The sequence below is a fragment of the Providencia sp. wls1922 genome, assembly GCF_009706505.1.
GTDB lineage: Bacteria > Pseudomonadota > Gammaproteobacteria > Enterobacterales > Enterobacteriaceae > Providencia > Providencia lanzhouensis.
This window is the reverse complement of sequence record NZ_WLUG01000088.1, coordinates 69,691-94,083: the sequence shown is the minus strand read 5'-3', so window position 1 is coordinate 94,083 and position 24,393 is coordinate 69,691. Positions and strand designations below refer to the sequence as shown.

The window sequence follows — 24,393 nt, the reverse complement described above, 5'->3', positions numbered from 1 at the left end:
TTTTTAGAAGCCCTTTCTGATTTTAGAAAGGGCTTTTTTTGTCCCTGTCGATCTGAACACGATCCCCCTATTTTTAATAATCACCCTTCTTTCTAATTCGCAAATCATATATTTTATAAATAAATTCATCTTGTTTTAATCCTAGCCTTTATTCATGAGCATTATCACAATTAATAAAATCCTCATTTTTATATCTTGCCATTTTCTATCTAGGTTTATAAATTCAAAAATCTTCTTGTTCTCATCAATGAAAACTAAAAGGACTTAAATGGTAACTATCGATTTAAGAAGTGATACGCTAACAAGGATAAATAAAGATGACCTAAATAATATCAATTTTAATTATATTAGCGATGATTGTTATAATGAAGATATTTATGTCAAAAAACTAGAATCCTATATCTCAGAATTATTTAATAAAGAAAATGCGCTATTTATGCCATCAGGCACAATGAGCAATCAGATTGGTTTAAAAGTTTTATCCACTATAGGTGATGAAGTCATTACTGAAGTCGGCTACCACATTTGTTTTTTTGAATCATCCCAAACCTCAGCATTAAACGGCTTAATTATTAATAATGTTAAAACACAAAGTGGTATTTTAACTGAACAAGATGTTATTCAAGCAATTAATCATAAAGCTCGTTGGTCAAATTTATACTCTACTCCCAAAATCATTGCGATAGAAAGTAGCATCAGTACCTACGGTGGAATCGTATTCCCATTAGCAGAAATCAAGAAACTCAAGCAGCTATGTATTGAAAAAAACATGTCTCTGTTTTTAGATGGTGCCCGAGTATTAAATAGCTGCATCTCCCTTAATATTCCTCCGCAAGAATATACCAAAGATATCGATCTTCTCAATATCTGCCTATCAAAAGGCATTGGAGCGCCATTTGGTTCAGTGTTAGTAGGAAGTCAGCATCATATAGAAAACGCTAAACGATACCGAAAATGGTATGGTGGAGCGCTACATCAATCAGGATTACTGGCAGCTATTGCCTTAAATAAGCTGGAATATTATGACTCTCGGTTACACACCGATCACCAAAATGCAGTTCATCTCGCGTCTATTCTTTCACGTTATTTTCAACTCGCTTATCCAGTCGAAACTAATATCGTTATGATAAAAGTGCCAGATGCTGAGCACGTTGTTCAAAAGTTAAAAAGCCATGGGGTGTTAGCCACCGCTTGGACAGCTGATATTGTGCGTTTTGTCACTAGCAGCAATATTTCAGAGACAATGCTCTACCAACTTGAGCTATTATTAAAAAAAATAGAAAGCATACAATATGATAAATAAAATTATGACCACTCGATTTTTATCGGGTACCTCTTTTTACAGTTTTCTACCTTTTTTCTCCCTCTATCTTATTCACTATAAAAATATCAGTGAGAGTGAAACCGCAATTATTATTTTTGTCTTCCTTTTCATTAGCCGTGCCTTTTCTCTCTTTACCCACTTTATTATTGATTTTCTTAATTATAAAAAAACGCTATTTTTAAGCTATCTAATTTCCTCAACATCTATTATTTCACCCTATTTCATTTCAAATTTTTACCCAATTCTGTTATCTTCCGCATTGATTGGTGCGGGGTTTTCTATTGCGAATGTCAGTACCAGTTTATTTATTGCTGAAAATAATAATCACTCAGAAAGAGTGAAAAGTTTTTCAATCTTAAATGTCATTGTGAATATTTCGTCGGCAGTCGGTGGTGCTGTGGGCGAATGGTTTTATCATAGTTTTTATTCCGGAGTGATCTTTCTTCCTGCCGCCATTATGTTCATTGCTGCCCTGTACTCATTAACCTTAACGAATACAAAACATACTCAACCAACACAAAGCCAACAAACGAAAGCCTCTGCCAGCTTTTTAGAATGGGGGATTTTTCTCTGTTATAGCGCCATTCCTTTCTTTATGCTGGGGCTTGTATTCCGCAATTTGGCTTACTTATTTGAGCTAAATTATCAAAATGCTAGAGACTATATTACGGTTTCTTATCTATTCGCTTTGAATGCCTCTATGATCATTTTTTTGCAAATCAAAGTGACCCAATATATTGATAAACAGAAAAAATCCTATCAATCTATTATCTACAAATTCAGCCTTCTTCTGATTGCGAGCCTGCTTTTATTTTTAAACTTCAGCGCATTAATCACACTTTATTTGCTGATAATCCTATTTACCTTTAGCGAATTAATTTGGAGTCCCTATAACAACAGTTTAGCGATTGAAAAATGCCCGTTCACCCGTAAAAAACTCTCGTTATCTATTTGTATATTCTGTTGGGGATTAGCTGAGTCCCTTGGTGCTTATATTGGTATTATTGCTAATCACACTCAAATGCACACCTATATCCCTACTAGCCTACTTTTAATCCTCATTGTTCTATTCACCGCTGAATATTTTATCCATTTAAGGAGCACTGATGAAAACCATCCTATTTCTCGAATGTAATATCTCCGGTACTGGCGTCAGCGCCATCAAATTGGCAAAAGAGAGAGGTTATCACACGGTTTTATTCACCAAAGAACGTCATTATTATGCTCAACTGGCTGATAACCCAATGCTCTATATTGATGAAGTTGTGGAACTAAATACAGACTCCATGGCAGCGATTTTAAACCATGCCCTGGACTATAACCTGTACGGTATCGTCGCTTTCGATGACTATCGATTAATCAATGCTGCCGCAGCATCCCACGCCTTCAATTTACCTTCGCCAAGTTTAATTGCCCTAACAGCCTGTCGTTACAAGCATCTGACTCGGCAGTATTTACACCAACATAATGCCAATTGTCGCTACAAAGTTGGCAATATCCATGACAAGTTTGACCTGAACAATATGCAGTTCCCTGTAGTGATAAAACCCTGCGATGACAGTGGTAGCAACCAAGTAACAATATGTTATTCAGAGGAAGATGCACTCACTGCTGTGCAGGCGTTATCTGAATTTCGGGTTAACCGTCGAGGATATCAGCTCTCCCCTCATTATCTTGTTGAAGAGTTCATTGAAGGGGATGAATACAGTGCAGAAGCTTACTGGGACTCTAAAGATAACGAGTGGACAATACTCGGTGTCACCAAAAAATACACCACATCAGGGCAATATGCTGTCGAAATTGGTCATGACTTTCCCGATGACACTCTTGATATCGAAAACATCACGAAAACGATCATAGCGTGGCTCACTCAAATCGGCTTATCCCACACCGTTGCTCACGTTGAATTCAAGCTTAGTCACAGTGAAATAAAACTCATTGAAATTAACCCCCGCGTTGCCGGGGGGATGATTGATACCCTTTGCTATCAATCAACAGGGTTTGATTTAGTTGAGTGCTACCTTTCTTTGCACGTCAAAGACATGGTGTACACCCCGAAACTCTGCGCCAATAAACAGTATACGTCGATTCGTTTTCTAACCTCAGAGAAACCAGGAACAATTATCGGGTTTCATGCCAATCCTCAATTAAGTGCCCCTCTACTGTTTAATTTTGTTCCCACGCCAATACATGTAACAACCTTGAAAGACAGCTACAGTCGACTGGGTTACGTAATAACAACCGCCTCTGAGCGGTATTTAGCAGGGAAGAAAGCGGAGAGTTGGCTTAATCATGTAAAACTCCTCTATAAATAAAAAAACCCAGTACAAACGCAAATTCATACTGAGTTTTGGCTTCTCAAACCGATGCAATGGTTGCCAATATTAGGCAACCGTCACTTCGGTAAAATTACGCTCATTATTTGTTAACTGAAATTTACTGACTGATTCCTGCAGCTCTTCAGTTTGATGTTCTAATGAACTTGCTGCTGTTGCCACTTGCTCAACTAAAGACGCATTTTGCTGTGTCACACTGTCCATTTGAGTGATGGCAACCCCCACCTGTGCGATACCTTTACTCTGCTCCTCCGAAGCTGTCGTGATTTGTTTCATAATCGCCGTCACCTCGTTGATCCCTTGCAGAATATTGCTCATTGTCGAGCCCATTTCATGAACTAAATGCGTGCCTTTTTCCACACACGAACTTGATTCCGCAATCAGCTTTTCAATTTCCATTGCCGCATCGGCACTGTGGCTAGCAAGCTTACGAACTTCGGCAGCAACCACCATAAATCCACGGCCATGAACCCCTGCTCGCGCCGCTTCAATGGAGGCATTCAGTGCCAAAATATTGGTCTGGAAGCTGATGTCATTCATCATGCTGATGATGTCAGAGATTTTTTTGGCGCTCTGGGAGATCTCATCCATCGTGCTCACCACGGAATCAACAATCGCATCCCCTTGATTAGCCACTACAAAGGCCTCAGCGGCTAATTGGTTAGCTTGATGGGTATTTTCCACATTCAGTTGTACTGCAGCTGTAATTTGCTCCATACTCGCTGCGGTTTCTTCCAACGCTGCGGCTTGCTCTTCCGTTCGTGAGGAAAGGTCACTATTGCCGTTAGATATTTCTGTCGCACCACGATAAATACTTTCGCTACCATTGCGGATCGTCAACACCGCATCACGTAAACTGTTCTGCATCTCTTCTAACAGAGGAAAAAGTTTACCCACACAGTTACGACCAAATGGCTCGATTGGCTGGCTTAAATCCCCTTTCGCAATCTTATCGAAGTATTGACGTATCAGCTCCAGCGGTCGTTGCATCATCTTAGCGAGATAGCGGTCAGTGAAGATCAAAATCAGCAAACCAAAAATGGTCGCAATAATAATCACTATCCGCGTCATATTCATATGTTCATCAACTGCTTCTCGCGTGTGCTCAATCATCACATCCGCAGTTTGGTTAAACTGGGTGATAGCCGCGCCGAATGTGCGGCTCAATGCTGGCGTGACATTATGGGCATGTGCCAAATAAGCCGCCTTATCATCCCCCATGGAAATGGCTAATTGTGGTTTCACGCCTTCATCTAGCAGCGCTTGCCAGCTATTAATCACTTGATCGGAAATGGCTTTATCCATCGGGCCTGGGGAAATTGACTTCATCTCCTCAAGATAACGCTCCATGTTCACAAGCGCGTCTTTGACTAAGGCGTAATCCCCTTCTTTGCCCTCATTTTTGGTTTCCATCACACGGGTTAAGCGAGTGACAAAACGAAAATATTGGTCATTGCCCTGACTGAGTACCGTCATCTGTTTCACCAGTTGTCGGTCAACATGGATACCATCAGAAATGCGCGATAAGGACCAACCGCTATACAGGCTTATGCCCCCAAGGTTTAGGCATAAAATGCCAAGTAGTACGAGCATCACAGCACGTATTGAATAATTTCGAAGTTTCTGCATGGAATTTCTCTTTTGATAAAATAAAATGATCTTTGTTTAATTTATCGGCGGTAAAAGAGAAAAATTTAATTATTTTCAATTGCTTTCTAACTTTTAGACATCAAAAAAAGCTCAAAATAATTCGATTAAAAATTGGCTTAATGATTGATTTTAGAGACATAATGCCTGTTTTTTATCCATGTAAGTTCTATTTTCATACAATTACCCTATCTTCCAGTTTGTGATTGACCTCCCAAAGTATTGCTCTGTTTCTGTAAGAAAACGCCATCATCAGGTTCTGTAAATATAAGCAAAAATCTGTTTTAGCTCTTGAGCTTCCCCCTACGGGAAGCTTTATGGTTCAGGGGTTCCATAAGAATTCAAATAAGAGAAATACAAACCTGCTTAAATTTCGCACCCTTATTTTTTATTTAAATAACAATGTCTTATTTTTGGAGTAATACTGATATGAAAAAATTGTTATTCACTGCACTATTTGCGGCGTCATTTTCCTCTGTTGCAGCAAGCCAAGTTGTTGACCTGTACAAAGAAGAAAGTTGCGGTTGCTGCCATCTTTGGGGTGAAGCAGTAAAAGCCGCAGGTTATGACGTAAAAATTCACGATGTCACCTATCAAGAGATCGATAAAATCAATCAAGAAGCCAATTTACCTAACTCATTACGCAGCTGCCATACCGCCAAAATTAATGGCAAGCTGGTTGTTGGTCACGTTCCTCTCGATAGCTTAGCGAAAATCAATACACTACCCGATGACGTTGCGGGTATTGCTGTCGGAGGCATGCCTGCAGGCAGTTTAGGAATGGAGCAACCAAGCGGATTTAAACAAGCCTATTCAGTGATGAGTTTTAAAAAGGATGGTAGCCAATCCGTATTTGCTCGTTATTAGTTTTCCATAAAAAAGGTACAGCAAACCCTCGCTGTACCTTTGGCAGTGATTACTGCATCTTAATTTGAAAAATTAACGGTATATCGGTAATACATTAAACTGCGCTAACAACTGACAAATAATACCAACAACACCAAAGGCTATAACTGCATAGATTAGCCCTTTGCCTCCCCACACTTTAAAGGTCGAGTTAGGGAAACGCTCTCTCACTTTTAATGCCATGACTGCCGGGCAAATAATTGCCCAGATACACGCCGCCATCCCCGCATAAGCAATCGCAATTAAGAAGCCATTTGGGAATAACATGCATAAAACTAGAGGAGGTATAAAACATAACAGTGCTGCTTTCATTCTGCCTGAAGAGTTATCATTAAAGTTTAGTGACGCCAGAATGTAGTCGAATAAACCAATCGCAACCCCTAAGAATGAACAAAATACAGCACTAATCGAGAACCATAATAAGAACGTCGCAATATGTGGGCTACTTAATACTGCATACAGTGACTCAATAAACGCATCGAGGTTTCCGCCTTTATTAATTATGGTGAGGAATTCTGTTCGAGGTAAATTTCCCATGGTGCCTAATATCCAAAGGAAATAGAGTATTAAAGCCAGTACACAACCAATCACACAACTTTTAACCACTTTACGTTCATTTTCATGATACAGCTTATACAAACTACAGACGTTACCGTGATAACCAAACGAAGTAATGGCATAAGGAATAATAATAAAGACAAATGGTAGTAAAGATAACTGACTATCTCCCACTGGAGATGTTAATAATAAATCAGTTTTTACAATTAAGAATAACCCTGAAAAAGCGAGAATAAATAAAACAATTTTAATAAATAAAAATAATGATGTTAATCGACTTGCAGCAATACCACTCCACCAAATACTTGCGCCCAACAGTAAAGTGAAGACAACAAATATCACTCTTAAGTTAACATCAAATCCATATATTGCCGACGCTTCTTTGATAACGGATCCGGCTGCAGAAATATAAGCATATATCAATATATATAAAACAAATATTAATGCTGCATTGGCAATATAGCAGGCCCATTTAGGTAATAATTCTTTAGAGATATAAAAATAGTTAGTGCCGGCTCCATATTTGGATATACATTCTAAAATATAGATCCCTGAGTGAAACATAAAGAAACAAACAATCAGTAATATTACAATCGAGTTAATAAACCAAGCCCCAGCCATAATTGTTGGCAAGCTAAACATACCTGCCCCGATCATGGCTCCGCCTAGCACAAAACCCCCTACCATTATGGAGGGTTCTTTCTTGGCTGCCGAATTGTTCATGTTGGTCACCTTAAAAATAAGGGATAAGGTTCCCGCATTGCACGGGAACCCGCAGAGCTGCCTATTACAGAACTACCTATTATTTGATAGGTTTTAATCTTGCAGTGAAGTGTCTTAATACTGGTGGCTCATATTCGAAATCTAAACCTTTCAGCGTTGCGAATTTATCTTTCAAGCCAATCAGAGCATCTGCAATGTAATCCATATGGTCGTTGGTATAAACACGTCGTGCGATAGTTAAACGCATGAATTCCATATCAGCATGTTTTTGTTTGCCCGTTTCAGGATCACGACCTAATAGGAATGAACCAATTTCAACAGCACGAACACCTGACTCTAAATACAGCGCGTTAATCACAGCTTGCGCAGGGAATTGGTCACCTGGGATCTGTGGAACCAGTTTTTTACAGTCCACGAATACAGCGTGTCCACCAGTAGGATACTGAATTGGAATACCGCCTTCACGTAAACGGTCACCCAGATATTTCACTTGACCGATACGATAATGCAGGTAATCTTCCCCAGCCCCTTCTTCTAAGCCTTGTACCATTGCCGCCATATCACGACCCGCTAAACCACCGTAGGTCACGAAGCCTTCCATTGGTACGCAGCGCTGTCTTGCCAACGTAAAGATTTTCTCGTCATTCTTAATACAGACCAGACCACCAATGTTTAACAGTGGGTCTTTTTTCGCTGACATAGTGAGCGCATCAGCATATTTATACATATCCAGAATGATTTCTTTAATTGTGGAATTTTTATATTTTGGATCACGCTCTTTGATGAAATATGCGTTTTCACAGAAACGTGCAGAGTCCATTACCACAAAGATATTATGCTGTTTTGCGATTTCATAAACTTCTTTCAAGTTATCCATCGCAACTGGCTGACCACCCGCACTGTTACAGGTAATGGTAGAAACAATTGCTACCACGTTTTCAGCACCATGTTTTGCAATATTATCTTTTAATTTTTGAATATCGAAATTACCTTTCCAATCATCATAAGTTTCTGAGTCATAGGCTTTTTCGGTAACAATGTTAATCGCTTTACAGCCATTTAATTCAACGTGAGCAGCAGTAGTATCAAAGTGGAAGTTAGAAATAAATACCGGCTTTTTCGCGCCGCCTTGTTCTTGTTTCACTTTCAGTAAAACAGGGAATAACATGTTCTCAGCACCACGACCTTGGTGAGCAGGAATAACATAGTCGTAGTCAAACATCTCTTTAACTTTATCTTTTAAATCATAATAGTTACGAGAACCCGCGTACGCTTCATCACCTGTGATCATCGCTGCCCATTGGTGGTCGCTCATTGCGTTAGTACCAGAGTCCGTTAACAGGTCAATATATACAGCACTACTCGGTAACAAGAATGGGTTATAACCCGCCTCTTTTAATGCCGCTTCGCGTTCTTCTCTTGATGGAATACGGATATTTTCTACCATTTTAATACGGAACGGTTCTACGATTCTTTTAGCCATGATAATACCTTTAATTTTTCATTAAATAATAAAAACAGAAATTCGAACTTATAAAAATAAGCGAATAGATCTTAAGAGAGAGAAAAAAGAAAGGTTATTTGTGCGGAAAGAAAAAGGCTAAAGAAATATCAATATTGAACCATTTCTTCAAATAGAAGAAGCGCCTCGACATTAACAACTCACTTAGAAGAAACATACTATGGCTCCCATTAGCAAGGAATTAGTACAACCTTGAGTATGGTATATAACAATTCTTAGATAAATATAATAGCAATTGTCTATTATTTGTATCCGCATCACAAAAAGCTTTAAATCCTACTCCGCACTATGACTATGGTCACAATATTATTTATTTTAATCACTATTAAATAAACGTTAATAAATTGAGGTTATTTTATAATTAAATAATAGATAGTAATCTTAAACTTAATTTTTTAACGTTAAAAAGTCATTTAAAGTTGAATTTATTTTAATTAAGTAAAGCCTTATACAAAGGCTTTACTTTTAGTAAGGATTTTAACAATCTAAATATAACTATTGTTTTCCAAACAGTTTTTGAGTGTATTCTTTGGACTCTGCGCTTCGCTTACCATCCGCTTCAAAGTAACGGTCCACATAGCATTTTTGCTCGTTAATATCGCAGAAAATTCCATTGGCAAACGTCACGGCTGTTTTATCAAAATCGCCACCTTGCTCAATCGCTTTCGCTCGTTTATCACCTAGGTATTTTTTCGTTAGCGCAACAGAAACGCCCTCTTTGGCGCTAACGCACACATATTTATCGCATAACACATTCTTTTCTGGGGATTTTAATGCTGAAGTTGATTGTGCTGACGCCAACATTGGCAATGCTGCGATCGCAAACCCTACGAGACACACTGCTTTTAAGTTCATATAACGCCTTTTTTTGAGTAATAACACAACTGCAATACCACATTAGAGTTTTATTTTGTGGATAAATTCCCAGGCGTCATCACTATTTCATATTTACTGCTAACTCTATCCACTTAGTGCATAATTTTAACTTTTCATTAACACTTTCAATTGTTATTTATTGCAGAAAAGATGAGTGTATAAGCGGCAATTTAAATAATAAAAATACCTGCAACTCTGCATTCAACCCAACAAAGCACCCCATAAGAGAGTGATGTATGACAACAGAGACAGTCGCGATTAAATCTTTTGGCACCACAAAAACCACCTCGAAAGTGTTATTTATCTGCTGGATGAGCATTCTATTTGAAGGCTATGATGTTGGCGTGATGGGCGCTGTTCTTCCCACTCTCGCAGAATATAAACAGTGGAACCTCACCCCTTTAGAACTTGGCGCTCTCAGTAGCTACGCTTTAGTCGGAATGTTTTTTGGGGCATTTATTATCGGTACGCTGAGTGAACTTTACGGACGCCGCCGTATGCTTTTAGCCTGCGTCACACTCTTTTCATTGACGATGCTTGCCGCTGCCCTTGCCCCAACACCTTGGATGTTTGGGCTAATGCGTTTTATTGGTGGCATTGGACTCGGGGGTGTTATTCCCGTCGCAGCTGCGTTAACCATCGAATATTCTCCTGCTGAAAAACGTTCTTTTAACTATGGCATTATGTATTCCGGTTACTCATTGGGGATCCTCAGCGCAGCACTGGTCGCCATGTGGTTGCTAGAACAATTTGGATGGCGCAGTGTGATTGGCTTTGGCGCATTACCGCTTTTGTTAATTTGGCCAATGGCACGCATCTTGCCTGAATCCCTTGAATTTCTGACCCACAAAGGGCGCCACACCGAAGCACAATCTCTGGCGCAGAAATTAGAGGTTGAATATCAAGCTCCACCCGCACAGCAAAAACAGCAACCTCAACGTTTAAAAGAGATAGTCTCCGTAGTTTTTGCGTGGACACATTTGCGCGCAACCGCATGTTTCTGGATAGCGCTATTTTGCGGCATGTTGCTGGTGTATGGCTTAAATACGTGGCTACCGTCGATTATGCGCAAAGAAGGCTATAACTTAGGTTCCAGCCTAACTTTCCTTGTGGTATTTAGCTTAGCATCCGCATTGGGGGGCTTATTTTTAGGAAAAATTGCAGATAAACGCGGCGTTCGCGGTTCGGTTGCCTTTTTCTTCTTGCTCGGCGCAATAGGCATTGGCTGCATGGTTTTCAAACAAAATATCTATATTAACTATTTACTTGTAGCATTTGCTGGGGTCGGCAGTATTTCCGCAGCGCTGATTTTAACAGGCTACATCGCCAATTATTACCCATCAAAAGCCCGCGCTTCAGCGACCGGCTGGGCATTAAGTTTCTCTCGAATTGGTGCGATGACAGGGCCTATGTTTGGCGCGTATATCGCCAGTTTGGGGATAGCGACCAGCTGGAACTTTATCGCCTTTTCGGTAGTGGCAGTGATAGCAGCAACAGCCGTGATTTTACTACCACGAAAACGCCCATAGATAACCGAGTAGTTAGCAAATAGGGGCATATCGCCCCTATTCTATTTTGAAACTAATACTTTGAAATTAATACGCGAGACGATAATGCACCTTCTCGCCCGCGGTTAACTCTGGTGAGTCAGTGTAATTACTTGATAATTCGATGAATCCACGTAATTCAGGAATATATAATTTTTGATACCACTCTAACTCTGAACGGCGGTGCAATTGATTGCTGGTAAAATCAAGGATCAAACATTTCTGCCCGCTTCTCGCTGATTCCATCACCAGCAAGCCATCACCCCAGATAACCATATCTTGCAGATGGTTATAACCCGCTTCTTTGATCAGCTTAAAATTGCCACCTTGATACTGATAAAGGGAAAACAATCGGCGGGAAGGCTCCTGAGCCGCCAAATAAATATCCCCATTCTGATTCTGAACCGCCTCATTAATACGAATAGGCAACCATCGATGGCTCACCACGTTTTTCTGTACGATGTTCACCACCACTTCAAGAGACCCCATTTCGTTACCGTAGCTGTACCACACAATCACATTGCCATCATGAACCGCATAAGAAAATGTCGAATTATCCGCGATTTCTTCAGGATAAAAACGCTTCACAAGCTCGCGAGGATCCATTAAATATTGCCACGTAAGCCCTTTATCCGCGCTGGTGAAGATCTTTTGGTTGTCGATCAGGACATAAGGTTCCCCCTGACCACTTTGGTACATTTTCCCGGTAATTGCCGCATAAATGTATTCACCATACCCATCTTTCCAAGGCGTTAGAGGCGTAATCGAATTACCCGCTAAGTTCACAATTCGATACCCATCGCGCACCATTAAAAGGCACTGAGACTCTTCACACACCGCGTTATAAAAACTGTCGCTAAATTGCGTGATAAAACGCACGCCATCTTTATTGGCAAATAACACCTGATAACTATCTTCCTGTTCAGGCGAGAACAAATCTGACCGGTTGTAATAGTAGGATGAACGACCATTTTTCTGCGCAATAATCAGTGTGCCGTCTTTCGCAGGATACGTTTTGGCGTAATCATAATCCGCAATATAAGCATTGCTCTCTTGGCTGTTCTCTTTCCACTGCCATGACGTATCATTTCCACCAAATACCAGTATCAGTGTTGATCCTAAACACACCAAGAAAACGGCACCCGTCACCAGAAAACGCCAACTTAGAAATGGATTCATTAACGAACCTCCATGACATAAGTATCTTTACCTTGTTGGCGTCGTAATGCGCTCAGGACAGCTTGGGTTTGGTAATAGCCATTACCCCGTTTCGAAAACCGATAATACGCCGCCATACCAAGGGCAATTAAGAAACATATACCCAGGGTTATCGAGCTGGCAAAACCAATGAATATCAGGTCATTATCGAGTAAATACAGCCAATCCCAATAATCCCAGTGATTTCCCCTGTCGACAACATCGCTAATTGCTGTCGCGCCAAAAATCGCCAAGAATAGCGCCAAGATAATGCCCGTGATCCCCCACAACGCCAGATACAGACCACGTTCTTGCGCCATACCTCGAGCAGACAGCGTATAAGCTAAATTATCTTGGTGGTTATATAGGCCAAATACGACGCTCTCGGGAAAACCATCTTCAACTTTGGAGTGATAGACTTCTACCTCATCCCCTTGAGCGAGAAAAAAGCTGTGGTTATTAAAGAAAGGTTTTGAGCCATCTAACTTGAGGTTCAGATGGCTTTTATTCACTTGAAGCTCTATTTCATTGCGGGTGTATGTTCCCCCGCGATAATAATATTCAATCGTCTTGATACTCTTAATATTTACTTTGCCTTTTGTCACCTGTAATGAGGTTTCAGGGATAGGCTTTTGCTTTCGAGAATCTATTTTGAGCGGTTTGGGTTTCGGGTTTTTAATTCCCTCAATCTGAATCAGATTTTCGCCAGAAATTACCTGAAACTTGCCCACTATGACTAAATCTAATGCGCGTAAGATGGTTTTTCGTTTTCGGCTAAAAATAGTGAAGGTTTGTGAAATACACATCGACAACAGAACGGCACCCACAAAAGCCGCCATGCCTAATAATGACCCTAAAACAATTAACCATGTACTCTCTTCATCATTAAACACGCAAAAAAACGCGGGAATAAAAAGTGCAGCAAGCCCAAAAGATAGCAGGTACTGTTTTACTAACCCTTTGTCGAATTTAAGGTTTCTATCGGGTTCCAAACGTCCATGTTCTGGGTGATACACCCAATTAAGCCAATAGCTCCCATCATTCAGTTGTTCAGCAGAAATAATCAACGTATCGTCTTTATTCAATCGTTCCAAAAATATTTGGCTGTTTTCAAAATCTTCAGCATTGAAAAAAAACACCTTATCCGAAGTTATTAGCCTCACCATGCCCTCAGGTGAAACCTGTTTATAATCGCACTGAATTAGCTTAACGTGAAAATATTGAACACCCATCAATGATGCCTATTTGTTATAGTTAATTTAACATTATGATAATAAATAAAGGTATATTGCCCTAGTTAAACTTACCCTATAATAGAACAATTCAGATAATTACAGATTCAAAGCTATATCAGTTAAAAGCTGATAAATGCCTGTTTTACTCTTAAAATGCAACCAGGCTCTAGTAAAGGAAATAATTACTGCTAGACTGGCGCAGATGAGTTATTTTGAATACATTACATCCCAAGAAACCGTTATTTTATCCCTACCGTTAACCACAAATTTGAATAAACGCGATGACATCAAAACCGGCCTACAAGCAAATTCAATCTTACATTCTGCGGAGTATTGATTTAGGGATTTTCAAACCTGAAACTCAGATCCCCACTGAACTTGAGTTATGTGCCCAGTTTAATGTTAGCCGTATGACGGTAAATAAAGCGATTTCTGAACTCAGTCAAAAAGGCATCTTAAATCGGATTGCAGGAAAAGGGACTTTTGTCGCCACTCAAAAGCATGAGCTTCCCGTCACTAAAGCCTTTGATATTTTTGATGAAATTTCAGTTAGTGGGAATAAATATGCTGGTCACCAGTTACAGCTAAAAATCATCCCTGCCACCGCAGAAATTGCCCTACAACTTGGTGTCACAGAAGGCAGCGATATTGGCTACTGCAAAATGCTACATTTTGAAAATGACATTCCGCTGATGCTAGAAGAACGCTATGTAAATCATGGGATTGCCCCTGAATTTGTTCAGCAGCATTTTGGCAATAGTGAAACCCCAAGCGGCTATTTACAGCGCCATTTCCCTGTTAGTGAAATGGAGCACACCATTGAAGCAATTTTAGCCAATAAGCCTATCGCTCAGGCTTTATCCATCAAAGAACATGCTCCTTGTTTGCAGCTAAGTCGCCGCACATGGACGGGTAACACGTTGATCAGCTACGTCAATATGATCAGCGCAGGCTCACGCTATAAATTGAAATTACATTCCCGCATTGAGAATTAATCTTCAGCGCTAAGCCGTCATAAAATATAACAAGCATAAAAAATGGGGCACTCTGGCCCCAAAACGACTGATAAACAACTAAAATACCGTTCGATAATCTCCACATCACAGACATTACGTCAGGTATCAACACATCAACATCACAACAAACGATATCGTCACAATAAACTACATACCTTGATAAATAGGTCCTTCTCCCCCTTGAGGTGCTGTCCACGTAATATTTTGCAGAGGATCTTTAATATCACACGCTTTGCAATGCAGGCAGTTCTGTGCATTTATTTGCAGTTTCTCCTGCATCTGCTCACTCACTATTTCGTACACCCCCGCAGGGCAATATCGCGTTTCCGGTGAAGCATAAGTGGATAAATTCACGCGAATAGGAATTTCATTATCTTTTAAACGTAAGTGACAAGGCTGCTCTTCCGCATGGTTTGTATTGGATAAAAACACCGATGAAGGTTTATCAAATGACAACTTGCCATCCGGTTTTGGGTAGTGGATCGGCTGAAATTCACTGGCAGGTTTAAGCCCTTGGTGGTCATCCAGTTTGAGCTTCAGTGTCCAAGGGCTACGCCCCTTTAATAACCATTGCTCTGCTCCGAACATCAACGACCCCATAACTAATCCTTTTTTCATATACGGCTTGAAATTACGGGTCTGATAAAGCTCGTCATACAACCAGCTTTGTTCGAATTTTTGCTGAAATTGACGGGTAAATTCCACATAATCGACGACATCTTCGGCGAACGATTCAAATAAAGCCTCTGCCGCTAACATGCCGCTTTTCACCGCACAGTGGCTGCCTTTAATACGTGCTGCATTCAAAAAGCCCGCATCATCCCCAATTAATGCACCGCCAGGGAAGCTTAACTCTGGTAATGCGGGTAAGCCCCCCGCCACCATGGTACGCGCCCCATAACTCACGCGCTCCCCCCCTTGCAAAAAAGCACTGAAGGCAGGATGGGTTTTCAAGCGCTGGAATTCATCGAATGGGGATAAATAAGGATTCTCATAATTTAGCCCTACCACCAGCCCCACCGCGACCAAGTTTTCTCCATAGTGGTAAGCAAATCCGCCCCCATAGGTTTGGTTATCCAGCGGCCAACCGATTGAATGTACCACTAGCCCCGCTTGATGTTGCTCTTTGGGAATTTGCCAAATTTCTTTGAGACCCAGTCCATAAGTCTGTTTACCGCGGTTTGCCGCTAAATCGAAGCGGGCAATTAACTGTTTACCCAGTTGCCCTCGGCATCCTTCCGCAAAGAAAGTCATTTTGGCTAACAGATTCATACCTGCTTGATACAAAGCCGTTGGGTTGCCCTGTTTGTCTAGCCCCATGTCGCCAGTGGTGACGCCAATAACCTGTCCTGCATCATCAAAAAGGATTTCGGTAGCCGCAAACCCTGGGAAAATATCGACACCGAGTTGCTCCGCTTCCGCTGCAAGTGCTGCGCTGACTTGCCCAAGGCTACCAATCACATTACCTTGGTTTTTCAGGCAAGTAGGTAACAAAGATAATGGCAACTTGCTGGTTTTATTTTCTTTGAGCCATAAAAAACGATCTTCACTGACGGAGGTGAGCGAAGCAGAAACGGTTTGCTGCCAGTCGGGTAATAACTCATTCAGTCCTCGGGGGTCGATCACTGCCCCCGATAAAATATGCGCCCCGACTTCGGCGCCTTTATCAATTAAGCAAACGCTGAGCTCCCGGTCTGTTTGTAACGAGAGTTGTTTAATGCGAATTGCCGCCGATAATCCTGCGGGCCCACCACCGACAATCAGGACATCAAACTCCATGGATTCTCGCGCACAAGACGTCGAAACATTCGCACTATTGTCGATAGTCATTTTGCTCTCTCCTACGCCAGCGCTTTATCGAATTCAGGTAAGATCTCAAACAGATCCCCCACAATGCCGTAGTCAGCCACTTGGAAAATAGGTGCTTCAGGCTCGCTATTAATCGCGACGATCACTTTGCTCTCTTTCATGCCCGCAATATGTTGAATGGCACCGGAGATCCCAACCGCAATATACAGATCTGGCGCGACGATCTTGCCCGTTTGTCCTACTTGATAATCATTTGGCACATAACCCGCATCCACTGCCGCACGTGAAGCCCCCACCGCAGCCCCTAGTTTGTCGGCAATGGTTTCCAGTAAAGCAAAATTCTCACCGGAACTTAAACCGCGTCCCCCCGAAATCACCACTTTGGCAGAGCTTAATTCCGCACGGCTCATCTGGGTTAATGACTGGCTAGTCAGCTCCGAAAGTTGAGTTAACTGCGTAACAGAAACGGGTTCTATCACCACCGGTGATTGGGTCGCAGTCGTCCCTGAAAATGCCGAGCTACGTACGGTGATCACCACTTGATTGCCATTGTTTTGCACCGTTGCCAATGCATTTCCAGCATAAATTGGGCGAACAAATGTTTGTGCATCTACCACTTGGATAATATCCGATATCTGAGAAACACCCAGCGTGGCAGCGACGCGAGGGGCAATATTTTTACCAAATGTGGTCGCTGGGAAGATAATGTGGCTATAGCCCTGCGCCACGGCAACCACCGCGCTTGTCATTGATTCTGCCAGCGCATTTTTGAGCGGTTCTGCATCGATGGTTATGACCTTTTCGACGCCGAGAATGGATGCCGCGGATTGTGCTACCGCAGCCACTTGGCTTCCCGCCACCAGCACATGCAGGCTTCCGCCCTGTGCAATGATTTCGCGTGCCGCCGTTATGCTGTTATAGGTTGAAGATTTAATGGTTTGGTTATCGTGCTCAACAACGACTAAAACGGATAATTGGCTCATGTTCAGGCTCCCTGTTAAATCACTTCTTTAGCTTGCAGTTCAGTCACTAACGTGGCGGCATCATTCAACATGGTGCACTGCCCAGAACGCTTTTTCGGCTCAGTCACGTTGACGATTTTTACTTGCCCTAATGGGCTAAAATTCAGTGTAGAAATATCGATGATGTCTAATGGTTTTTTCTTTGCCTTCATGATGTTAGGTAATGTGGCATAGCGAGGCTCATTTAAGCGCAAGTCTGTGGTCACAATCGCAGGCAATCCCATAGATAAGGTTTCTAAGCCTCCATCGATTTCGCGAGTGACTTGCAGCTTCTCCCCCTCGACTATAATGTGCGAAGCAAAGGTGGCTTGCGCACAACCCAATAGTGCCGCAAGCATCTGCCCAGTTTGGTTGCAATCATCATCAATGGCTTGCTTGCCGAGTAAAATTAAATCCGGTTGCTCCTGACTCACCACCTGCTGTAAAAGGCGGGCAATATCCAGCGGCTCTAGTGCCATCTCGGTGGGTTTTTGAATCAAAATGGCTCGGTCAGCCCCAATTGCCATCGCACTACGCAGCGTATCTTGCGCCGTGGCTTCACCGATGGAGACCGCCACCACTTCAGTGACTTTGCCTGCTTCTTTTAAACGTACCGCCTCTTCTACCGCAATCTCATCAAAGGGGTTCATCGCCATTTTGACATTCGTCAGCTCCACTCCCGAGCCATCGGCTTTAACCCGAACTTTAACGTTATGGTCAATCACCCGTTTTACTGCGACTAAAATTTTCATAACTACTCCTATCGCGTACTTTGTTACGGCTATTTTTGAGTTGAGGGAGCCCATAGCAGTGAATATTTTCACTGCTAGGACGCCATCACTGACTATTTTTATCGTTGGAAAATTAAGATGTTACCTAAGAAATAAACCTTATTTGGTTTCTGGCAATATCAGGCTTGGCGCCACTGACATTGGCCAAATTTTTACCGCGACATAGTAGATGATACTGGTGGCAACTAAACCGACGATCCACGAAATATCCACGCCGCCCAAGCTATCAACCAGAGGTCCGGTGTAGAAACCGGTGGCAACAAATGGCATTTGGATCAATACGCCAACCACATAGGTGATGATCCCCACTTTGTTCCAGCGACCATAACGGCCATTCGGATTGGATAATTGCGGGACATCGTAGCGACCTTTCGTCACCCAGTAGTAATCCACTAAGTTAATCGCACTCCATGGCGTAAAGAACGCTAATAAAAACAGCAAGAAAGCCGAGAACAGTTTTAAGAATGAATGTTGCCCTGCCAGACCTAACGCCGTCGAAAAGCTCACCATAAGGATAATAAAGAACAGACGCTGACCACGGGAAATCTGATGCTTACCACGGAAACCACACCAAATCGCTGCCATCGACATAAAGCTACCGTAAGCATTCAAAGCCGTAATCGTCACTTTGCCAAAGAAAATACTGATATACAGCAGCGCTGCAATTAAGCCCGTGCTGCCTAAACCAACAATGTAGGAAACTTCATGACCCGCAAATTGATTGCCAGCAAGCGCTGCCGCAAACACCCCTAGGATCATCGAGGCTTGAGTCCCAATCACTGTCCCTGAACCTACGGCTAAAAATGCTTTGATGGTTGGAGTTTTGGTCGGTAAATAACGGGAGTAATCCGCCACATAAGGACCAAATGCAATCTGCCAAGAAGCCGACAGCGACATAGCTAATAGGAAATTCGTCCAGCTGAAATGACGATTCTCTAATAACACCGAAACATCATTCATATAGAACAGACGGAAGAATAGATAGAAGAAGGCGATAACGCCAACGACACTCGCCACTTTACCGAGAATATGGATGATGCGGTAACCGCAGATAGTGATACCGATGATCACAATCCCGAAAATCACGATCCCCATCCAATCACTGACGTTCAGTAATTGCCCCACCGCCTGCCCAGCTAATACTGTCCCACTGGCAGAAAATCCGACGTACATCATACAGACCAATAAAATCGGGATGACGGCACCATAAACCCCAAATTGCACGCGGCTGGAGATCATTTGCGGCAGACCCAGTTTCGGACCTTGTACTGCATGGAGCGCCATAACCGCGCCCCCCAATAATTGACCGATAAACAAGCCAATCAACGACCAAAATACATCCCCCCCCAACACAACCGCTAGGGCACCGGTGACGATTGCGGTGATTTGCAAGTTAGCCCCAAACCACAGCGTGAATTGGCTCGACAAAGTTCCGTGTCGCTCAGATTCAGGAATATAGTCAATGGAACGTGCTTCGATAAGCGGAACATTATCTTGGCGAGACTGCTTTTGCCCGATGATATCGTTGGAAACTGTCATGGTAATTCCTCTTTAAGCAAGGCTGGCTTAAAGAATGGACCAATTAGTCGTCAGCAATGAATTCTCTATGTTGTGAGCACAGACATTTGACGTGATGCAGGTATGTTATTGTTTTATCTACCCGTCATTAATAATTGAAATACATTCTTAAACCTGATTGTTGTTGTGTTTTTAAGTCCATGATCCTGTTGTCAGGGTAGTGCTCCTGTTATTGCTTAGATACTCATAGCTGGAAAAACCCCGATAAGTCCTGTCTTACCTATCGGGTCGAACTCATCAAAATTAAGCGTCGAGAACGGCGCGCGAAATAATGATTTTTTGAATTTCTGACGTCCCTTCAAAGATACGCAAAATACGAGCATCTCGTACATAGCGCTCTAGGGGTAGATCGCGAATATAACCATACCCCCCATGCAGTTGCAGCGCGGCATCCGTCACAAAACCTGCGCATTCCGCCGCAAATAGTTTTGCGGTGGCAGATTGCAAACTAAAGCGCTGCCCAGAATCTCTCAGCTCCGCCGCGTTCCATGTCAGCATTCGTGCCGCTTCCAGCTGTGTATGCATATCGGCGATTTTCCATTGAGTCCCTTGATAGGCCGCCAGCGGCTTCTTACCAATTTGACGCTCTTTCACCCAGCCTAATGTGCTTTCCATGGCTGCACGAGCGATCCCCAATGACGTTGCCGCCACTTCCACACGACCTTTATCCAGCACTTCCATCGCCGTATGGAACCCTTTGCCCTCTTCTCCCAGCAATGCCGATTCAGGTAACCAGCAGTTGAGTGCTAATTCATAGATAGTGCTACCACGCAGCCCCATGGTTTTTTCTGGGTGAGAAAATGCCACGCCTTCTGTTCCTTTCGGGATCATAAACGCGCTAATGCCACGAGCACCTGCTTCAACATCTGTTTTGGCGTACAGCACAATAAAATCCGCTTCTTTGGCATTGGTAATATAGTGTTTGTTACCGCGAATGCGCCAACCGCCATTTTCACGGGTTGCTGTCGTGCGCATATCCGCGGGGTTTGAACCTGCGGCGGGCTCTGTTAATCCAAACGCACCCAGTAATTCACCGCTTGCGGCTTTTGGTAACCAATAATTTTTTTGCTCTTCTGTTCCGCCAATCAGGATAGAATCAGTCGCTAAGAAATGGGCGGTCAATGCGGATGATGTCGAGGCGCAGGCAGCCGCCACTGCTTCAACAATCATGCTCATGGCAATACTGCCAATGCCAAAACCACCGTATTGCTCTGGTAAGTTAATTCCCCAGCAGCCCATTTCACCCAGTGCGGTTAAGCTTTCCGCACAGAAAATTTCTTCTTCGTCATAACGTTGAGCGTTCGCTTGCAGAATATCGCGACACACTTTTTCAACGGCCTCTACAATGGCGTATTCGGTTTCATTAATATCAAAACTCATTGCATCGTCTCCGCGCTTTTTATTGTTGTGGTTATGGTAGTAGCTGCCGATTTATAGCGTTCATTGCCTTCCCCAAGAGCAGGGGCTCTTTGGGTGACTTTCGGTTTCACACCATTAAAGAAAACCGGCTGAGAAATCAGAGGGGTACCGCCATCATTTAAGTGGGTTAATACCTGACGAACTTCGGCATGCTCGCTTTGCGTTGCTTGCTGTAAATTGTGAATCGGTGAGGCTGGAACCCCGGCATTCAGCAATAAGTCACACACTTCCTCGACACGCTTTGTTCCTGTCCAGCTTTCAATTTCTTGACGTAGCGCCGCTTGATTGATCGTACGAACTGGGTCGCTCAAGTAACGCGCATCTTGGGATAACTCCGGTTTCCCCATACATTCACAGAAACGTTGGAACAGTTTTTCACTGGCAATCGCAATCACCACCAAACCATCTTTTGCTTGGTAAGTATCAAATGGCGTTGAAACAGGATGGCGATTACCCACTAAACTTGGCGCCTTGCCATTGGCAAATAAATTAGATAGTCCAGTAAGCTGCATACTGAGCAGCACATCCACCATGGCAACATCCAAATATTGCGCACCTTCACCATGACGTTCGCGAGCAAACAGTGCGCTGCTAATCGCCCATGAGGCAAATACGCCCGCACAGACATCCCCGATGGATTCACCGCTGCGCGTAGGACCCGACTCAGGGGAACCTGTCACGCTCATCAACCCAGACATAGCCTGTGCCACAATGTCATAAGCTGGGTAGCTCGCAAGGGGGCTGTTTTGCCCAAATCCTGAAATGCTGGCGTAGATAATGTTGGGATTAAGCTGTTTAACGCTGTCGAAATCGATCCCAAGACGCTTGGTGACGCCGGGGCGGAAGTTTCCCACCACCACATCACTCTCTTTGATCAATTGAAATAAAATCTGACGATCGCCATCGTCTTTAAGATCTAACTCAATGCTGCGTTTTCCGCGATTGATCAGCCCGTAATAAACACTTTCACCGTCAATAAAAGGACCAAGATGACGGCTATCATCACCATGATCAGGCACTTCGATTTTGATCACTTCTGCGCCCAAGTCTGCCATCATGCCCGTGCAGTAAGGCCCTGCGAGCACACGGCTTAAATCAATCACTTTGATCCCAGCTAGCGGTCCGTGTGGTTTTTGAGTCATTGCCGCATTCATCGTGAATTCCTTATGTGAGGCTAAAAGGTGCCGACTCCATAGAGCCGGCATTCGACATTACTTGACCATTGGCAAGTTAAGACCTTGCTGCTTCGCACAGTTAATGGCGATGTCATAACCGGCATCCGCATGGCGCATGACGCCAGTTGCAGGGTCGTTGTGCAGCACACGAGCAAGACGTTTGTCTGCGGCATCGGTACCATCACACACAATCACCACGCCAGCGTGTTGCGAGAAGCCCATTCCAACGCCGCCGCCGTGATGCAAGCTCACCCACGTCGCCCCGCCTGCGGTGTTCAACAGCGCATTAAGTAATGGCCAGTCAGAGACGGCATCAGAACCATCTTTCATGGATTCTGTTTCACGATGCGGGCTGGCAACTGAGCCAGAATCAAGATGGTCACGCCCAATCACGACAGGGCCTTTTAGCTCCCCATTTTTCACCATCTCGTTAAACGCGCGCCCCAATCTTTCCCTGTCTTTCAGTCCTACCCAGCAAATACGCGCCGGTAAACCTTGGAATGCAATACGCTCGCGCGCCATATCCAGCCAGTTATGAAGGTGTTTATCATCAGGGATCAGCTCTTTGACTTTTTGGTCGGTTTTGTAGATATCTTCTGGGTCACCCGACAGTGCCACCCAACGGAATGGACCAATCCCTTCGCAGAACAGCGGACGAATATATGCAGGCACAAATCCTGGGAAATCAAAGGCATTATTCACGCCTTCATCTTTGGCCATCTGGCGAATATTGTTGCCGTAGTCAAACGCTGCCGAGCCACGTTTTTGCATTTGCAGCATGGCATCCACCTGCACTGCCATGCTTTTCTTCGCGGCTTTCGTCACTTCAGCTGGCGCAGTTTGTTGCTTGTCACGCCACTGGGCTAATGTCCAACCTTGTGGCAAATAACCGTGTACAGGGTCATGGGCGCTAGTTTGGTCGGTGACTGAATCCGGCGTGATATTGCGTTTGACTAACTCGCTATATACATCCGCCGCATTGCCTAATAAACCCACGGAGACTGGCTTACCACTCGCTTTGGCTTCTTCGATATAGCCCAACGCTTCATCTAGCGAAGTCGCTTTTTTGTCTACATAACGGGTTCTTAAACGGAAATCGATACGGCTTTCATCGCACTCAACCGCAATCATGCTAAAGCCAGCCATGGTGGCCGCTAAAGGCTGCGCTCCCCCCATACCGCCTAAGCCGCCAGTTAGGATCCAACGCCCTGCTGGGTTGCCGTTAAAATGCTGTTTTGCCAGAGAAACGAAGGTTTCATAGGTTCCCTGTACAATCCCTTGTGAACCGATGTAGATCCATGAGCCGGCAGTCATTTGCCCGTACATCATCAAGCCTTTGCGATCTAATTCGTTGAAATGATCCCAATTTGCCCAGTGAGGAACAATGTTTGAGTTAGCAATTAAAACGCGTGGCGCGTCTACATGAGTGGGGAACACTCCGACTGGTTTACCGGATTGCACCAGCAGTGTTTGATCGTCTTCGAGGGTTTTTAAGACATCTAAAATCTTGTCGTAACATTCCCAGTCACGGGCTGCACGTCCAATGCCACCATACACCACCAAGCTTTGCGGATGCTCAGCAACATCTGGATCTAAGTTATTTTGGATCATGCGGTAGACGGCTTCAGTCAGCCAGCTTTTGCAGCTCTTTTGGCTACCGTGCGGGGCACGGATCACGCGCGTTGAATCTGTACGGTTTAACATTCTTTTATCCCCTATCCATCCACTTGGTT

19 protein-coding genes are annotated in these 24,393 nt (G+C 43.3%); 6 read left to right on the top strand and 13 right to left on the bottom strand.

Annotated features, from left to right (window positions below; all coding sequences use genetic code 11):
* Window positions 1-268 precede the first annotated feature (268 nt).
* Genes GKR71_RS10005 through GKR71_RS09995 form a run of 3 tightly spaced genes read left to right on the top strand, consistent with a single transcriptional unit; the run spans window position 269 to window position 3,639 of the window.
* Complete coding sequence (locus GKR71_RS10005; protein WP_154634242.1) at window positions 269-1,303, top strand: threonine aldolase family protein; 1,035 nt, start codon at window positions 269-271, stop codon at window positions 1,301-1,303.
* A complete protein-coding gene (locus tag GKR71_RS10000) occupies window positions 1,293-2,459 on the top strand; it encodes an MFS transporter (RefSeq protein WP_230085060.1) in 1,167 nt (388 codons plus the stop codon). The genes GKR71_RS10005 and GKR71_RS10000 overlap by 11 nt, the downstream gene beginning before the upstream one ends.
* Window positions 2,431-3,639, top strand: a complete 1,209-nt coding sequence (locus GKR71_RS09995; protein ID WP_036956063.1) for an ATP-grasp domain-containing protein — start codon at window positions 2,431-2,433, stop codon at window positions 3,637-3,639. Before GKR71_RS10000 ends, GKR71_RS09995 begins: the two co-directional genes overlap by 29 nt.
* A gap of 69 nt (window positions 3,640-3,708) precedes the next feature.
* Here GKR71_RS09995 and GKR71_RS09990 read toward each other — a convergent pair whose 3' ends face one another.
* On the bottom strand, window positions 3,709-5,289 hold the full coding sequence (locus GKR71_RS09990; protein ID WP_036956060.1) for a methyl-accepting chemotaxis protein: 1,581 nt from the start codon (window positions 5,287-5,289) through the stop codon (window positions 3,709-3,711).
* Window positions 5,290-5,736: 447 nt separating this feature from the next.
* Here GKR71_RS09990 and GKR71_RS09985 point away from each other — a divergent pair, with 447 nt between their 5' ends.
* Window positions 5,737-6,174, top strand: coding sequence for a DUF411 domain-containing protein (locus tag GKR71_RS09985; protein WP_036956058.1), 438 nt, complete (start codon window positions 5,737-5,739; stop codon window positions 6,172-6,174).
* A 72-nt stretch (window positions 6,175-6,246) separates the two neighbouring features.
* On the opposite strand, the gene GKR71_RS09980 is transcribed toward GKR71_RS09985, so the two are convergent.
* The 3 genes from GKR71_RS09980 to GKR71_RS09970 form a co-directional block, all read right to left on the bottom strand.
* Complete coding sequence (locus GKR71_RS09980; protein ID WP_036956056.1) at window positions 6,247-7,494, bottom strand: aromatic amino acid transporter; 1,248 nt, start codon at window positions 7,492-7,494, stop codon at window positions 6,247-6,249.
* Between the two features lie 79 nt (window positions 7,495-7,573).
* Window positions 7,574-8,977, bottom strand: a complete 1,404-nt coding sequence (locus GKR71_RS09975) for a tryptophanase (protein WP_036956054.1) — start codon at window positions 8,975-8,977, stop codon at window positions 7,574-7,576.
* 534 nt (window positions 8,978-9,511) lie between these two features.
* On the bottom strand, window positions 9,512-9,871 hold the full coding sequence (locus GKR71_RS09970) for a YcgJ family protein (RefSeq protein ID WP_154634241.1): 360 nt from the start codon (window positions 9,869-9,871) through the stop codon (window positions 9,512-9,514).
* A 257-nt stretch (window positions 9,872-10,128) separates the two neighbouring features.
* Between GKR71_RS09970 and GKR71_RS09965 the strand changes: the two genes are divergently transcribed.
* Entirely contained in the window at window positions 10,129-11,421 is a 1,293-nt protein-coding gene (locus GKR71_RS09965; protein WP_036956049.1) for an MFS transporter, read from the top strand.
* A 66-nt stretch (window positions 11,422-11,487) separates the two neighbouring features.
* Here GKR71_RS09965 and GKR71_RS09960 read toward each other — a convergent pair whose 3' ends face one another.
* Together GKR71_RS09960 and GKR71_RS09955 are read right to left on the bottom strand one after the other, a co-directional pair.
* Window positions 11,488-12,618, bottom strand: coding sequence for a hypothetical protein (locus GKR71_RS09960; RefSeq protein WP_154634240.1), 1,131 nt, complete (start codon window positions 12,616-12,618; stop codon window positions 11,488-11,490).
* Window positions 12,618-13,721: a hypothetical protein gene (locus GKR71_RS09955; RefSeq protein ID WP_230083150.1), complete on the bottom strand. Its 1,104-nt coding sequence runs from the start codon at window positions 13,719-13,721 to the stop codon at window positions 12,618-12,620. The genes GKR71_RS09960 and GKR71_RS09955 overlap by 1 nt, the downstream gene beginning before the upstream one ends.
* 431 nt (window positions 13,722-14,152) lie before the next feature.
* Here GKR71_RS09955 and GKR71_RS09950 point away from each other — a divergent pair, with 431 nt between their 5' ends.
* Window positions 14,153-14,866, top strand: a complete 714-nt coding sequence (locus tag GKR71_RS09950; RefSeq protein ID WP_036956041.1) for a UTRA domain-containing protein — start codon at window positions 14,153-14,155, stop codon at window positions 14,864-14,866.
* A gap of 168 nt (window positions 14,867-15,034) precedes the next feature.
* Here the strand turns inward: GKR71_RS09950 and GKR71_RS09945 are convergent, their stop codons facing one another.
* From GKR71_RS09945 to hutU, 7 genes are all read right to left on the bottom strand, one after another.
* Complete coding sequence (locus tag GKR71_RS09945; protein WP_036956038.1) at window positions 15,035-16,717, bottom strand: electron transfer flavoprotein-ubiquinone oxidoreductase; 1,683 nt, start codon at window positions 16,715-16,717, stop codon at window positions 15,035-15,037.
* 11 nt (window positions 16,718-16,728) lie between these two features.
* Window positions 16,729-17,679 carry an electron transfer flavoprotein subunit alpha/FixB family protein gene (locus GKR71_RS09940; protein ID WP_154634238.1) on the bottom strand — a complete coding sequence of 317 codons (951 nt, stop codon included), beginning with the start codon at window positions 17,677-17,679 and terminating at the stop codon, window positions 16,729-16,731.
* Between the two features lie 14 nt (window positions 17,680-17,693).
* A complete protein-coding gene (locus GKR71_RS09935) occupies window positions 17,694-18,449 on the bottom strand; it encodes an electron transfer flavoprotein subunit beta/FixA family protein (protein ID WP_108478422.1) in 756 nt (251 codons plus the stop codon).
* 138 nt (window positions 18,450-18,587) lie between these two features.
* Window positions 18,588-20,027 (bottom strand): purine-cytosine permease family protein, encoded by a 1,440-nt coding sequence (locus tag GKR71_RS09930; RefSeq protein WP_154634237.1) that lies wholly within the window; start codon window positions 20,025-20,027, stop codon window positions 18,588-18,590.
* Between the two features lie 282 nt (window positions 20,028-20,309).
* Window positions 20,310-21,446, bottom strand: a complete 1,137-nt coding sequence (locus tag GKR71_RS09925) for an acyl-CoA dehydrogenase family protein (protein WP_036956029.1) — start codon at window positions 21,444-21,446, stop codon at window positions 20,310-20,312.
* Window positions 21,443-22,639 (bottom strand): CoA transferase, encoded by a 1,197-nt coding sequence (locus tag GKR71_RS09920; protein WP_154634236.1) that lies wholly within the window; start codon window positions 22,637-22,639, stop codon window positions 21,443-21,445. The genes GKR71_RS09925 and GKR71_RS09920 overlap by 4 nt, the downstream gene beginning before the upstream one ends.
* Before the next feature lie 57 nt (window positions 22,640-22,696).
* Window positions 22,697-24,364: a urocanate hydratase gene (gene hutU, locus GKR71_RS09915; protein WP_036956025.1), complete on the bottom strand. Its 1,668-nt coding sequence runs from the start codon at window positions 24,362-24,364 to the stop codon at window positions 22,697-22,699.
* Window positions 24,365-24,393: the final 29 nt, after the last annotated feature.